Below are 12,846 nucleotides of genomic sequence, written 5' to 3' on the forward strand. Positions count from 1 at the left end.
CAATGAAAGCGGGCAGCGGGATTCCTCTCTGGATCGTCGCGCTGCTCGCAGCCCTCTGCCTTGCCGTGCTCGCCTGGACGACCTTCGGCTTCGTCGTTCCGTTCAAGCACGAAACCGGTCAGGCGGTGCTCGACACCTATTTCGCCGGTTACGACGAGTCTGCGGTCTTCCACATGCAGAAGCTGCTCGATGAGAACGAGACGGCGACCAGATTGCTGCGCGCCATGTATTTCGGGCCGGAGCTGATCTTTCCGGCATTGCTGACGGCGCTGCTGTTCCTCGCCTTCCTCAAGCTCGGTCCTGGCGGCGCGTGGTTTGGCCGATCGGTGCATCCGGTCATTGGCAAGGCAGTCTACCTGCTGCCATTCATCTACGGCATCGCCGACTACGGCGAGAACATCTCGAGCCTGATCGCCTTCGGCGATGGTGCGCCCTCAGGCCTCGCAACACAGCTGCTGCCGTGGATGACACGGTTGAAATTCGCAAGCCTTGCCATCTGCTTCATCCTCATCGCTCGGCTCGCCATTGCCCGCTGGCTCTCACCGCGCCAAGACTAAGGGTGCTATCAGCCTGTCCATCGCCACGTCGGATTTGAAAGCCGCGCCACCATGAAATCCGAGAGCACCTCCACCTTCGCAGGCCGAGCCCGGGCAGAGGGCGTGACGAAATAAAGTGCTCCGCTCGGCAGCGTCCAGTCGGCGAGGATCGCTTTCAACCTGCCATCGGCGAGATATTCATGCGCCATGAATTCCGGCAGCTCTACAATCCCAAGGCCGTGCAACGCCATCGGAATCAAGGCTTCCGAATTGGTGGCGCGCAACGGACCGGCCGGCACGACAACTTCCTCTTCGCCTGCCTTATTGCGAAAGCGCCAGACGTCCTGGCGCGGCCGATAGACGTAACCTAGGCAATGGTCGGCCTTAAGCTCGCGCGGATGTCGCGGCGTGCCGTATCTATCGAGGTACGCAGGTGCAGCGAGAATGAAAGGAGCGACAGCTGCGAGCCTCCGGGCGACCAATGAGGAATCCGGCAGAACGGCAATTCTCAGGGCAGCATCGAAACCGTCTCCCACCAAGTCGACGACGGCGTCGCTCATGTGCAGGTCGATAGAAATATCGGGATAGAGGTCGAAAAAATCGGGCAGGATCGGCGCCAGCCAGCGTGTGCCGAAGGCCATCGGCACGGCAAGCCGGATAAGCCCCCGCGGTCGGCTGGACAGCTCGCGCGCGGCATTTTCCGCAGCCTCTGCCTCCGCATAGAGCCGCGAGGCGCTGTCAACCAATCGCAAGCCGAAATCCGTCAGCGCCAGTTGCCGGGAGGTGCGGTTGAAGAGCCGTGCGCCAAGTCTCTCCTCCAGCCTGCTGACAGCCCGCGAAACTGTAGGCACCGATACACCGAGCGTCCTGGCGGCGCGGGCGAAAGAACGCTCTTCGGCCACCTTGGCGAACATTGCGAGGCCTTCGAAATCGGGAAACTTCGTCATTTCATTCCTGTAATGATAGATTTCATTTCTTTCTATTTCGAAACGATCCCTGCGTCCATATCTCGGCCTTGGTCGAACAACAGGAGACGACAATGACACAGAGATTGAGTGGAAAGATCGCAGTGATTACCGGCGCATCATCGGGCATCGGCCTTGCCACTGCCAAGCGTTTCGCCGCCGAAGGCGCCCAGCTTTTCGTCACCGGCCGGCGCAAGGACGTGCTCGACGCGGCCGTTGCGGAAATAGGGGGTAAGGTTGTTGGCCTTCAGGCGGACTCGGCAGAGCTTGCCGATCTTGACCGGCTCTATGAACGCGTGAAAGCCGAAGCCGGCCGGATAGATGTGCTGTTCGTCAATGCCGGCGGTGGTTCGATGCTGCCGCTCGGCGAAATTACCGAAGAGCAGTATGCCGACACGTTCGACAGAAATGTGAAAGGCGTTCTTTTCACCGTGCAGAAGGCGCTGCCGCTGCTTGGTCCGGGCTCATCGGTTATCCTGACGGGATCGACGACGGGCTCGACCGGCACTCCGGCCTTTAGCGTCTACGCCGCCTCGAAGGCCGCGTTACGAAGCTTCGCTCGCAACTGGATCCTCGATCTCAAGGATCGCGGCATTCGTATCAATACGCTGAGCCCCGGTCCTACAAAGACAACCGGTCTCGTCGAACTCGCCGGCAAGGATCAGGTGCAACAGCAGGGCCTGCTCGATCATCTCGCAACGCAGGTGCCAATGGGGCGCCTCGGCCGCGCCGAAGAGATCGCCGCCGCCGCACTCTTTCTCGCTTCCGACGATTCGAGCTTCGTCACCGGTATCGAACTCTTCGCCGACGGCGGCGCCGCGCAGGTGTGATGAATCCGGCGGTCCGTCAATGCTTGATGGCGGGCCGCCGACACTGGTATCCCGATCGTCTTTCGACTAATGCTCGCGACGACTGCAAAGGCGGAAAGGCACACGACCATATGACCGGCTATCAAATCTTCTGGCCACTCCTTGCCCATGTGGCCCTGGTCTATGGTCTTTATGCGCTGCTTGGCATGCGGCGCGCGAAAATGGTTCGCGCCGGCAGCATCGCCAAGTCGGATTATCGCGAAAATCGGGGCGAGCCGGCCGAAAGCCTTGTCGTCAAGAACTGCCTTGCCAACCAGTTCGAACTGCCGGTGCTTTTCTATGCCTGCTCAATTCTTCTCTACATCACCGAGGCCGACAATCTCATCGCCGTCGTCCTCGCCTGGGCCTTCGTGGCCTTGCGCTACGCCCATGCCGCCGTTCACGTCACCAGCAACAACCTGCGCTATCGCAGCCCGATTTTCGCCGCGGGTTACATCATACTCGCCGCCATGTGGGGTTGGCTCGCCCTATGGATGGCGACGAGCTGAGACCTCACCCGCCACCGACCGGTCATGCGGTTGAGACGGTTTTGGTACCGGTTGTGAGGGTTAAAATCACATCCTGGAATCGTGATCGTCGCGCGCTTTTCCCAACCGTTAAAATACGAGCAATTCCATTTACGGCCGATGAACACTTGCATGTCATGCCTTCCGCCGCGAACAATAAAAATGGGAACGACATGGGCGCGGAAAGCATGGATCGGATCGGCTTGCGCAGGAAGCCGAAGCAGGAGCGCAGCATCCAGAGACTGGATCTTATTCTCGCTGCCGCCGCCAGGATCATCGCCGAAAAGGGTGTCAGCGCCATGCGGATGACCGAGCTTGCCGTCGCAGCCAAAGTGCCGATCGGCTCGGTTTACCAGTATTTCCCGGAAAAGGCGGCGATCGTCAAAGCTCTGTTCGACCAGCACGCCTCGGCGATCCAGGCGAAGACGGCGGCGATGTTTGCCGATATCAGGTCGCTCGATCAGGCGCTCGACCGCGTCTGCGCCATTATCGACTGGTATTACGATTCCTACCACGACGATCCCGTCTATCTCGGCGTCTGGATGGGAACGGAGACCGATCAGGATCTGCTGCAGCTGAATATCGAGCATAGCGGCCGCGTCGCCGGCATCTTTCAGGAGGCCGTTCGTCCGCTGGATCCCGACCTTTGCGACGAGCAGATGTACGCGCGCACTTACCTGTTCAGCCACCTGATCGGCGCGGTCATCCGGCTTGCCGCCGTGAGCGACGAGGCGCTGGCGCGGCGCATGCTCGACGAGTGGAAACGCGTCATCCGCGCCTCCCTGTTCGCTGCTACCGTGCGGAACGCGGCCTGAGACTCCTTACCAGCTCGGCACCATATTGGCGGTCTTCAGCCTGGGATAAAGGCGTGCCTGGGCGGATTTGACATCCGCCTCCAGGGTGTCGTCGACAACGGCAGGGGTGATGTTGTCGAGGCATGCCGTAATATGCGCCGTGATGGCGTTCATCAGCGACAGCGAAACGCCCGGCCGCTTCATGATGCCGATCTGCACCGGCGGCAGCGCCGGAAAGCCGTCCGCCTGGCTCAGCACCTTCATGCCGGTTCGCAGTGCCGATTCCGGCATGACCGAAACCGCCATGCCGGCGAGCACGGCGGCGGCAACGACGGTGCAGGACCAACTGGTGAACAGGATCTGATGTTCGCGTCCCACAGCATCGAGCGCCGAACAGGCAAGCTGGCGCCACTGGCAATCGCGCCGGCCGACGGCAAGCGGCACCGGTGCGTCGTCGCGGAGCGGATGATTGGCCGAGCCCACCCAGCAGAGCGGCTCGGTTCTCACCACGTCGGACATGCGCTCACGCGGATTGTGGGTGACGAGCGCAATGTCGAGCTCGCCCTTGTGCATGCGCTCGGCGAGATCCACCGAGGGCTCGCAGACGATGTAGAGTTCGACATTCGGATGCGTCTTGGCGAAGCGGCCGATGATTTCGGGCATGTAGCGGTCGGCATAATCGTCCGGCGTGCCGATGCGCAGCGTCCCCTCCAGCCTGTTGTCGTCGAAGGCCGCGATCGCCTCGTTGTTGAGGCGGATGATGCGCCGGGCATAGTTGAGCAGTTTTTCACCCTCGACCGTCAGCCGGTTGCCGCGTCCGTCCTTGATGAACAGCTGCTTGCCGATGCGCTCTTCGAGCCGGCGCATCTGCATGGAGACGGCCGATTGGGTCTTGTAGACCCTGTCGGCGGCCTTGGTGAAGCTGCCGGAATCGACGATGGCGATGAAGGTCTGCAACTGGTCGAGATCAAGAGGCGCGGACATGGTGTCACCCATAAAGATAGCTGATGATAATCATTAGAAACATTCGTTGGACTGATCAATAGGTGTTTGGCATCTTCGGGATGCAAATCAAAGCAAAGTGAAGGACAGACACCCTGCCTGTCCAAGCGGAATTCAGCTTGCTCCCTCCCGCATGACCTCGCGGGAGGGGTGGGTTGTGTTGCGCGCAGATCTGAAACGTTACAGCGCTCTTTGTGCGTCTGAAAAGACCCAGGGCACTGTACAGAAAGGAGAGTTCAATGCGCATGACAGACCGGACACTAGAACTCGACTGCGGCAAGCCGACCCCGACGTTTTCCCAGCGTCTGGCGGCAGGTCTCGCACCGTTGGCCTCTCTCTTTCGCGTCTTCCGCAATCGCATGGAGATCAACGCGCTGCACGATCTGAACGACACTCAGCTGAGGGATATCGGCCTCACCAGGGCTGATCTGACCTCCGCGTTCCTGGCGTCGACCTTCTTCGAGGACCCGTCGGAACATCTGACGCGCTCGGCGCGCAATCGCTGGCGCCTGTCGTCTTTTTTGCGCTCCTGCGAAGAGTAGGAGCGTCGAGTTTCCCCGCAGGGTGATAGCCAATAGCCCTGCCGCTTGACCCGGTGATCGGCTTGTCCCAAAGCCATCTCCGGGTTTTTTTATGCCTTGCCGCCGGGGGAGGGCTTCGGCCGATAGGTCTCGAAGATCGCTTCCAGATTCCTCTGGTAGGTCTTCTGCACTTCCAGTCCGCTGTCGAACATGGCGTTCAGGATCTCGCCATAGCTGTCGGCTGTGACCTTCGCCTCTTCCTTCGGCGCCTCGGGCGTCTTGGTTGCCGGCTGGGCCGGCTGCTGGCCCAGGCCACTCATCATCTCCTGGAAGGCCTTGGCGAAGGGATTGTCGAGGAAGGGATTCGGCTGAGACATCGGTTGAGCCTTCGGGACCGAAAACATCTGCTGCATCGCCTGCGTGAAGGGATTGTCGAAGATGTTGGGCTCCGGGGTCGTCTTCGGCTTCGGCGCGAAGCCGGTGCTCTCCAGCCATTTCTGGATGGTGTCGCCCATCGGCGTGTTGACGAAGGGGTTGACCGGCGAGGCCATCTGGCCGGTCGTCTGCTTGAAGAGCCCGCCCATCAGCGTATCGGCCAGCACCGGCAGCATCCGCTGGTAAATATCCTGGCCGATCCCGGTCATCTGCGCCGCCTGGGCGGCCACCGCGCGTGAAACCTCCTTCGAACCGAAAAGCTGGGCAAGGATGTTATTGCCGTCGGAAATGCCTTCGGGCGTGAAAGCCCGGCTCATATCCTCGAAATAGCGCGCATAATTGCCGGAGGCGACGGCCTGCATCAGCCCGACGAAATCATAAGGATTGCTGGTGCTGCGCTTCAGGCCGGCGGAGAAGGCCGGCATCAGCGCCGCCATCGCCTTGGTCGCCTGTTCCTGCGCCAGGTTGAACTGTCGGGCGATCGCTTCCATCGCCGCGCCGTTCTGCGCCTGCATCATCATGTCGAAGAGTGGCAGCATGGAGGTCCTTTCCCCGAGTCGTGACGCGTGTCACGTCACTATATCCGGAAATGGTAATGTGCAAACGGCTTTTTGCCATAAGAACTTAGGGAGGAATTTTTTGCTGGAGCATGCGGTCGAGCCTCAGCGGCAGATCAGTGGAACACCGCCGCGGCCCTCTCGCTTCAGGACATCATCGGTTCGGGATGGGAGGCGCGTGTCGGGCAGTGTTTATGCTCTGCTCGGCAAGGCGGGATGTTTTCAGATGCTGCCGGAAAAATGTCTTGAAGTCGCGAAAGCTCGCAAATCCGAGAGCGGTGGCAACGCGAACGACGGTGGAGGGGGAGACGGAGCACTTGAGCGCGACAGAAGCGACGGTCCCGAACGCGATCAGTTCCGGATTTGTGAGCGCAATGCGGGCAGCGCGTTCCTGCTGCTCGGGCAGCGTCAGGCCTGTCTTGACGATCATGGCCTTGAGTTCGGTCAGACCGTTCGGCCGCTTGCGATTTTCCTCAGAATTCATAACCGTGGTTCCTTCGAGATGCGGTGCGCCGGCTCCGGGCCCACCGCGGTTGGCCTTCAGTTCAGCGGGATTGCCTGCTTTTTCGAAACCGATGCGATGCAGGCAAGCGCGATTGCGAGGGCATTGCGAGCATCCGTACCCGTCGGCCCTTTGGTTAGTTCACGGTTACGAACGGAGCGGACGAAAGAGGCGAGCTGGGCCGTGTAGCCGTGAACGAAGTGCTCGGTGTCGCGGCGCCATGTGTCGTTCGAGACGCCATTGCCGTCGAAGAGCGTCATGCTGGAGCGGCGCACGTCGCCCATTGTGACCATCCCGCCGGAGCCGAAGACTTCGCCGCGAATGTCGTAGCCGTAGAGGGCGGAGAAGTTTGCCTCGGCGACCGCGATCGAGCCATTGTCGAACCGGATGGTCACTACAGCCGTATCGAGGAAGCCTTTCTCCCGGGCGTCCGGCCGGATGAGGGCGTCGGCCATTGCATGGACCTCGACGGGCTTTGCTCCGGGATTGAGCCAAAGCAGCGTGTCGAAGTCGTGAATGAGGGTTTCGTAGAAAATCGTCCAGAGCGGAATGCGATCGGGATCGGCGCCGAACGGGCCGGGATCGCGCGTCAGCGAGCGGATCAGCTGCGGCGCGCCGATCTTTCCCTCGTCGATCGCGGCACGGCCTTCGGCAAAGGCCTGATCCCAACGCCGGTTGAAGCCGACCTGAAGGGGAACGTTGGCCGCGCGTGCCGCTGCAATGGCGCGATCGGCATCCTCCAGCGTCAGCGCCATCGGCTTTTCGCAGAAGATCGCCTTGCCGGCTTCGGCGGCCTGGACGAGAATTTTGGTGTGGAAGCGGGCAGGTGTGGCGATGATCACGGCATCGAGCCCGGGATGGGAAAGAAGCTCCGCGACGCCGGTATAAGCGGTCTCGACGTCGAGCGTCTCGCCGAGCCTGGCGGCAGCGCCCGGTGCGGGATCGGCGATGGCGACGAGATTGGCGTTGACGAGGCGGCGGGACACGGTCTCCCCATGAAAGGAACCGATGCGGCCGGCGCCGATCAGGCCGAGATTGACGGGTTTGTTGGCTGGCATGGCAGCAATCCTGTGCGTATCGAGATGGATCAGAGGGTGAAGGCGGTGCGGAAGGCTTCAAGCGCGGCTTCGGGATCGCCGGCCGACCAGGCTTCCATGCCGACCGGGCCGGAATAGCCCATGGCGTTCAGCGCGCGGGCGATGCCGCGCCAGTTGATTTCGCCGGTCCCCGGCTCGCAGCGGCCCGGCACGTCGGCCACCTGGATTTCGCCGATCCAGGGCAGGCATTTGCGGCAAAGCTCGATCAGGTTCCCTTCGCCGATCTGGGCATGGTAGAGGTCGAGATTGAGGCGAAGCCGGGGGTGATCGACGCTCGAGACCAGCGCCAGCGTGTCTTGCGCGCGTCCGAAGGGCACGCCCGGATGATCGACCGGCAGATTGAGGTTTTCGAGCGTGAAGGTGACGTTTTCCTCTTCGGCCATGTCGACAATCCGGAGGAGCGTGTCGCGCGCTTTCAGCCACATCGCGCCGGTGACCACTTCGACCGGCTGGACGGGTAGGCCCCCATCTCCGAGGCCGGTGCCGTGCAGGTTCAGTCGCTGCACACCGAGCCGCTTGCCGATCTCAGCGGTTTGGCGCGCCGTCCTTAAAAGTTCGGCGGCGCCCTCGTCGTCGGTCAGGCGGCCGGTGAGATAGCCGTTCATGATCGTGAAGGTCGCGCCTGTTGTCTCCAGTTTGGCGAGGTCGTACTCCGGCCAGTTCCAGAGACCGACGCCGAAGCCCATTTCCTTCAGGCGCGCGGCGCGCCATTCGATCGGCTTGTCGCGCCAGAGCATTTCGGCGCAGGCGGCAAGCGGGAAGGGGGAAGTGTTGGCAGCACTCATGGCAGGGTTTCCATATCAAGGGTCTGAGGTGGTAAGAGCAGCGCGATCGCCGCATCGTAGTTCGGGGTGAAGGTCGGTCAGATCGTTCCGCCGAGTTCTTCCGACAGGGTCTGCAGCTCCTTGCCGCCGGCCATCAGGTTTTGAAGGTCCTCGATGCCGATCTCGCTCTTCGAATAGGTGCCGAGCGTGCGGCCGCGGTTGAGCGCGGTGAAGCGGTTGCCGACAGCATAGGCGTGGCGAACATTGTGGGTGATGAAGATCACGCCGAGGCCCTTGCCGCGGACCTGGTTGATGTATTTCAGTACCATCGATGTTTGCGCCACGCCGAGCGCCGATGTCGGTTCGTCGAGGATCAACACCTTGGCGCCGAAATAGACCGCGCGCGCGATCGCCACGCATTGGCGCTCTCCGCCGGAAAGCGTGCCGACGGCCTGCTCGGGATCGCGCACATCGATGCCGATCCTGTGCATCTCGTCGCGCGTCACGTTGTTTGCGTGTTCCATGTCCATGCGCTTGAGGGGGCCGAAGCCTTTGAGCGGTTCGCGTCCCATGAAAAAGTTCCGGGTCACCGACATCAGCGGGATCATCGCGAGATCCTGATACACGGTGGCGATACCGGCATCGAGCGCGTCGCGCGGACCGGCAAAGGCGCGCGGCTGCCCTTCGACCAGGAATTCTCCCGATGTCGGCTGGAAGACGCCGGCGAGCGTATTGATCAGCGTCGACTTGCCGGCGCCGTTATCGCCGAGAAGGCAGAGCACTTCGTTGGCATTGACGGTGAGCGACACGCCGTTCAGCGCAATGATGGAGCCGAAGTGTTTGACGAGGTTCTTCACCTCGACGAGGGGCGTCTGAGACATGCTCATCAGCGTTCTCCCGTGACGCGTTTGCGAATGACATTGTTGAAGATCACCGCGATCAGCAGCATGCCGCCGAGGAAGACGAGGTACCAATCCTGGTCGATCGAGGTGTAGGTCAGGCCGATCAGCACCATGCCGAAGACGATCGAACCGAAGAATGCGCCGATGGCCGAGCCGTAGCCGCCTGTCAGCAGGCATCCGCCGATGACGGCGGCGATGATGGCTTCGAATTCCTTCTGGAAACCGCGGCGCGCATCCGTCGAGCCTGCGTCAAGCACGGTCAGGATGGCGACCAGCGTGGCGCAGAGGGCAGTGATCACGAAAAGCGTGGTCTTGACGCGGGCAACCGGGACGCCCGATTTTCTGGCAGCGCGCGGATCGCCGCCGGCTGCGAAGATCCAGTTTCCGAAGCGGGTTCTGAGCAGGACCCAGGTGGCGAGAACGGCGATGCCGAAGAACCACAGGATCTCGACCGGAATTCCCGGCACTTTCGGCGTGCCGTTCGGGAAGGTCTCGATGATCCCGTGCCCGGCGAGCCATGAGAACAGGCCGATAAAGGCGTCGCCCGAGAAGAATGGCGCGAGCGGGCTGCCGGCTGCGGCTTCCTTCATGCCACGCAGCTGCGTGGCGCCGCCGCTTGCCCATTTCAGGCCGACGAGCGTCAGGCCGCGCAGGATGAACAGGAAGGCAAGCGTGACGATGAAGGAGGGAAGGCCGGTACGCATGGTGATCTGGGCGTTGGTCACGCCGATCACGGCGGCGAAGGCCAGCGCAACGAGGATCGCCACGCTGAGCGGCAGGTGCAGAACGACGAGGGCGGTGCCGAAGACCAATCCGGCAAAAGCCACCATCGAGCCGATCGACAGATCGAATTCGCCGCCGATCATCAACAATGCCGCGCCGATCGCCAGAATGCCGAGCTGCGCGGCCGGCGCCATGAAATTGATCACGCCGGCCAGCGTGAACATGGCGGGATTGGCGGTGAAGAAAAAGAAGATGGTGACGAGCACCAGACCGGCGACGGCGCCGAGTTCCGGCCGCCGCAGCAGCGCGGTCAAACCCGAAACCTTTTTCAGCCGCTCATCGGATCGGGTGGCAGCCCCATTCTGTTCATTGGCGAGCGTCATGGTTCATTCCTCAAGGATTGGTCGTTGCCGTGCGTGCGCCTTCACGCGTGGAGGCGCGGCGTTGGAGGCAGCCTCCGCCCAGGCGGAAGCTGCCGCGGCTCCGCCTCAGCGGATGCCCTGGGAGGATTTCTCGATGACCGATGCGGCCGCATCCTTCTCGACGAAGCTCGGGCCGGAGGGGACGTTGCCTGCCGGGATCGTGCCATATCGAGCGTTGAGCGCGAGGAAAGTCACGGGGAGGTAGCCCTGGAGGTATGGCTGCTGGTCCACCGCGAACAATGCCTTGCCGTCGGCGACAGCCTGCAGGAAGCCGGCCGAAAGATCGTAGGATGCGACCTTGACCTTGTCGCCATTGCCCATCTTCTCGACGACGGCGACCGCACGCTCGCCGACGAGCGGAGCCGACAGGCCGAGAACGACATCGATGGACGGATCGGAGGTCAGAGCCGCCTGGATCTTCGCTTCAATTTCGGCCGGATCGGCCGTGGTCGGCAAAACGGTGACCGTGCCGCCCTCAAAGCCCTTCTCGGTGCCGGCGCAACGCTGATCGAGCGCCGCGTTGCCAACTTCCTGGTTGACGCAGAGGACGTGCTTCAGGCCGAGCGATTTGAGCTTGGCGCCGACCTTGACGCCGGCCGGCAGTTCGTCCTGGCCGACATGCAGCTTGATGCCGAGTTTTTCGGCCGCGGAAATGCCGGAGTTCATCGAGATGACCGGGATGCCGGCGGCAACGGCCTTTTCGATCGCCGAACCGAGCGCATCGGGATCGGGGTTCGAGATGACGATGCCGGCAGGGCTCTGGTTGACGGCGGCTTCGATCAACTGCGCCATCGCCACCATGTCGAAAGTCTCCGGGGCGCGATAGTCGACTTTGACGTTGCTGTCCTTGGCCGCCTGCATCATGCCGTTCTTGACGATCGACCAGAACGGATCGGACGCCTGGCCGTGGGTGACGGCGATGATCGTCGGCTCCTGGGCCTTGGCTCCGACAGCCGCCGTGGTCGCAACGCCAAGGGCGAGGGCGCCGAATGCGAGCTTCTTCAAAATAGATGTCATGTCTTCCTCCTCTAGACCATCCACTCCTCAGGATGGCAAAAAACGATTGCTACCGGGTGCAAACGTACTTGCTACCGGGTGCAAACGGGTGCATCTTATTCACGGATGCGCTAAAATCAAGCATTCATTTCATCTGAATCATAAAATGGAATGTTTGTTTCATTTTTGGGGAGGCATCATTGCGAAAAAGAGCAACGGCCAAAGAGGTCGCGGATGCGGCAGGCGTCTCGAAGTGGACGGTCATCCGGGCATTTACGCCGGGCGCCTCGATCACCGAGGAAAGCAAGCGTAGGGTTCTCGAGGCGGCGGCCGTGCTTAACTACACGCCCAATCTGCTCGCCCGTAGTCTCGCGACCAATCTGACGCATCAGGTCGCGGTCTTCGTCGACGACTTCGCCAATCCCCAGAAGCTGCCGTTCCTGGAAACCCTGACCGAACGTTTGCAGGCGGAAGGCCTGGTCGCGGTGCTGATCAATATCAACAATCACTTCGATCACGTCCATGCGCTGCTGAACGCCGATCAGCGTCAGGTCGACGCCGTCATCCTCTTCGGCACCGCCTTTCGCAATGAAACGCTGAGCGACCGGCAATTGGGCAGGGGCATGCCGCCGATGTTCGTCCTGGCGCGTGACAGCCAGATCGACGGGGTGCCGGCCGTCGTCTGCGACGCCGAACTGGCGCTGCGCGACATTGTCGACCACCTCTATGAAAGGGGATACCGGCGTCCCGGTTTCATGACCGGTGCGCCGGCGCTATCGACGGCGCTGCGGCGCCGGCAGCATTTCATCGATTTCTGGAAGGGGAAGGGGGTGGACGAGATCACCATTCTGTCCGCCGACAGATACAGTGCCGAAGCTGGGGCAGGATCCGTCCGTCACTATCTGAACGACATCGACCCGGCCGCAGGGGTCGACGTCCTCATGTGCGAAAATGATATCCTCGCCCTCGGAGCGATGGACGAGATCCGCGGCAATTTCGGACTGCGGATACCTGATGACATCGCCGTCGTCGGCTTCGACAATTACGAACTCGGCGGCGCCTCCTGCTACGGCCTGACGACCTATGAGCAGCCGAGGATCGAGATGGTGCAGGCGGTCATCGGCATGATCAAGGGCCGGCTGGAGCCGGAAACCGTAACCCTTCCCGGCAAGCTGGTCGTGCGCACATCCACATAGGCCATTTCCACATGGGGCGCTCCTTTTCGCGGCCACCAGGCGGCACTCTCAAGACATAT

Annotated in this window: 15 protein-coding genes; 6 read left to right on the forward strand and 9 right to left on the reverse strand. The window is 61.8% G+C overall.

The features are described from left to right. Positions 1 to 2: 2 nt before the first annotated feature. Positions 3 to 557 (forward strand): hypothetical protein, encoded by a 555-nt coding sequence (locus tag QMO82_RS27070; protein WP_183605792.1) that lies wholly within the window; start codon positions 3 to 5, stop codon positions 555 to 557. 8 nt (positions 558 to 565) lie between these two features. On the opposite strand, the gene QMO82_RS27075 is transcribed toward QMO82_RS27070, so the two are convergent. Then, the gene (locus tag QMO82_RS27075; protein WP_183605793.1) at positions 566 to 1,483 is read right to left on the reverse strand and encodes a LysR family transcriptional regulator; all 918 of its coding nucleotides are present in this window, start codon (positions 1,481 to 1,483) and stop codon (positions 566 to 568) included. Between the two features lie 92 nt (positions 1,484 to 1,575). Between QMO82_RS27075 and QMO82_RS27080 the strand changes: the two genes are divergently transcribed. From QMO82_RS27080 to QMO82_RS27090, 3 genes are all read left to right on the forward strand, one after another. Then, on the forward strand, positions 1,576 to 2,331 hold the full coding sequence (locus tag QMO82_RS27080) for an SDR family oxidoreductase (RefSeq protein ID WP_183605794.1): 756 nt from the start codon (positions 1,576 to 1,578) through the stop codon (positions 2,329 to 2,331). A gap of 110 nt (positions 2,332 to 2,441) precedes the next feature. Next, the gene (locus QMO82_RS27085; protein ID WP_183605795.1) at positions 2,442 to 2,858 is read left to right on the forward strand and encodes an MAPEG family protein; all 417 of its coding nucleotides are present in this window, start codon (positions 2,442 to 2,444) and stop codon (positions 2,856 to 2,858) included. A gap of 191 nt (positions 2,859 to 3,049) precedes the next feature. Then, on the forward strand, positions 3,050 to 3,691 hold the full coding sequence (locus tag QMO82_RS27090) for a TetR family transcriptional regulator (RefSeq protein ID WP_246718179.1): 642 nt from the start codon (positions 3,050 to 3,052) through the stop codon (positions 3,689 to 3,691). Positions 3,692 to 3,697: 6 nt separating this feature from the next. Here the strand turns inward: QMO82_RS27090 and QMO82_RS27095 are convergent, their stop codons facing one another. Next, entirely contained in the window at positions 3,698 to 4,654 is a 957-nt protein-coding gene (locus QMO82_RS27095; protein ID WP_210305620.1) for a LysR substrate-binding domain-containing protein, read from the reverse strand. A gap of 257 nt (positions 4,655 to 4,911) precedes the next feature. Between QMO82_RS27095 and QMO82_RS27100 the strand changes: the two genes are divergently transcribed. Further along, positions 4,912 to 5,214, forward strand: coding sequence for a DUF1127 domain-containing protein (locus QMO82_RS27100; RefSeq protein ID WP_183605798.1), 303 nt, complete (start codon positions 4,912 to 4,914; stop codon positions 5,212 to 5,214). An 89-nt stretch (positions 5,215 to 5,303) separates the two neighbouring features. Here QMO82_RS27100 and QMO82_RS27105 read toward each other — a convergent pair whose 3' ends face one another. The 7 genes from QMO82_RS27105 to QMO82_RS27135 form a co-directional block, all read right to left on the reverse strand. Continuing rightward, on the reverse strand, positions 5,304 to 6,167 hold the full coding sequence (locus tag QMO82_RS27105; protein WP_183605799.1) for a DUF937 domain-containing protein: 864 nt from the start codon (positions 6,165 to 6,167) through the stop codon (positions 5,304 to 5,306). Positions 6,168 to 6,339: 172 nt separating this feature from the next. Beyond that, positions 6,340 to 6,669, reverse strand: coding sequence for a MurR/RpiR family transcriptional regulator (locus tag QMO82_RS27110; protein WP_183605800.1), 330 nt, complete (start codon positions 6,667 to 6,669; stop codon positions 6,340 to 6,342). 56 nt (positions 6,670 to 6,725) lie between these two features. Further along, positions 6,726 to 7,745 carry a Gfo/Idh/MocA family oxidoreductase gene (locus tag QMO82_RS27115; RefSeq protein ID WP_183605801.1) on the reverse strand — a complete coding sequence of 340 codons (1,020 nt, stop codon included), beginning with the start codon at positions 7,743 to 7,745 and terminating at the stop codon, positions 6,726 to 6,728. Positions 7,746 to 7,774: 29 nt separating this feature from the next. Continuing rightward, positions 7,775 to 8,569: a TIM barrel protein gene (locus QMO82_RS27120; protein ID WP_183605802.1), complete on the reverse strand. Its 795-nt coding sequence runs from the start codon at positions 8,567 to 8,569 to the stop codon at positions 7,775 to 7,777. Positions 8,570 to 8,646: 77 nt separating this feature from the next. After that, positions 8,647 to 9,435 carry an ATP-binding cassette domain-containing protein gene (locus QMO82_RS27125; RefSeq protein WP_183605803.1) on the reverse strand — a complete coding sequence of 263 codons (789 nt, stop codon included), beginning with the start codon at positions 9,433 to 9,435 and terminating at the stop codon, positions 8,647 to 8,649. Beyond that, positions 9,435 to 10,556 carry an ABC transporter permease gene (locus tag QMO82_RS27130; RefSeq protein WP_097620998.1) on the reverse strand — a complete coding sequence of 374 codons (1,122 nt, stop codon included), beginning with the start codon at positions 10,554 to 10,556 and terminating at the stop codon, positions 9,435 to 9,437. The genes QMO82_RS27125 and QMO82_RS27130 overlap by 1 nt, the downstream gene beginning before the upstream one ends. A 105-nt stretch (positions 10,557 to 10,661) precedes the next feature. After that, complete coding sequence (locus tag QMO82_RS27135; protein WP_183605804.1) at positions 10,662 to 11,612, reverse strand: sugar ABC transporter substrate-binding protein; 951 nt, start codon at positions 11,610 to 11,612, stop codon at positions 10,662 to 10,664. Between the two features lie 179 nt (positions 11,613 to 11,791). Between QMO82_RS27135 and QMO82_RS27140 the strand changes: the two genes are divergently transcribed. After that, positions 11,792 to 12,787 carry a LacI family DNA-binding transcriptional regulator gene (locus QMO82_RS27140; RefSeq protein ID WP_183605805.1) on the forward strand — a complete coding sequence of 332 codons (996 nt, stop codon included), beginning with the start codon at positions 11,792 to 11,794 and terminating at the stop codon, positions 12,785 to 12,787. Positions 12,788 to 12,846: the final 59 nt, after the last annotated feature.

It is taken from the genome of Rhizobium sp. BT04, assembly GCF_030053135.1.
Taxonomy (GTDB): domain Bacteria; phylum Pseudomonadota; class Alphaproteobacteria; order Rhizobiales; family Rhizobiaceae; genus Rhizobium; species Rhizobium binxianense.

Bases quoted from the DNA above. Each gene is read 5' to 3' on its own strand.
- QMO82_RS27070 (WP_183605792.1), top strand. From the start codon at position 3: ATGAAAGCGGGCAGCGGGATTCCTCTCTGGATCGTCGCGCTGCTCGCA.
- QMO82_RS27075 (WP_183605793.1), bottom strand. From the start codon at position 1,483: ATGACGAAGTTTCCCGATTTCGAAGGCCTCGCAATGTTCGCCAAGGTG.
- QMO82_RS27080 (WP_183605794.1), top strand. From the start codon at position 1,576: ATGACACAGAGATTGAGTGGAAAGATCGCAGTGATTACCGGCGCATCA.
- QMO82_RS27085 (WP_183605795.1), top strand. From the start codon at position 2,442: ATGACCGGCTATCAAATCTTCTGGCCACTCCTTGCCCATGTGGCCCTG.
- QMO82_RS27090 (WP_246718179.1), top strand. From the start codon at position 3,050: ATGGGCGCGGAAAGCATGGATCGGATCGGCTTGCGCAGGAAGCCGAAG.
- QMO82_RS27095 (WP_210305620.1), bottom strand. From the start codon at position 4,654: ATGTCCGCGCCTCTTGATCTCGACCAGTTGCAGACCTTCATCGCCATC.
- QMO82_RS27100 (WP_183605798.1), top strand. From the start codon at position 4,912: ATGCGCATGACAGACCGGACACTAGAACTCGACTGCGGCAAGCCGACC.
- QMO82_RS27105 (WP_183605799.1), bottom strand. From the start codon at position 6,167: ATGCTGCCACTCTTCGACATGATGATGCAGGCGCAGAACGGCGCGGCG.
- QMO82_RS27110 (WP_183605800.1), bottom strand. From the start codon at position 6,669: ATGAATTCTGAGGAAAATCGCAAGCGGCCGAACGGTCTGACCGAACTC.
- QMO82_RS27115 (WP_183605801.1), bottom strand. From the start codon at position 7,745: ATGCCAGCCAACAAACCCGTCAATCTCGGCCTGATCGGCGCCGGCCGC.
- QMO82_RS27120 (WP_183605802.1), bottom strand. From the start codon at position 8,569: ATGAGTGCTGCCAACACTTCCCCCTTCCCGCTTGCCGCCTGCGCCGAA.
- QMO82_RS27125 (WP_183605803.1), bottom strand. From the start codon at position 9,435: ATGAGCATGTCTCAGACGCCCCTCGTCGAGGTGAAGAACCTCGTCAAA.
- QMO82_RS27130 (WP_097620998.1), bottom strand. From the start codon at position 10,556: ATGACGCTCGCCAATGAACAGAATGGGGCTGCCACCCGATCCGATGAG.
- QMO82_RS27135 (WP_183605804.1), bottom strand. From the start codon at position 11,612: ATGACATCTATTTTGAAGAAGCTCGCATTCGGCGCCCTCGCCCTTGGC.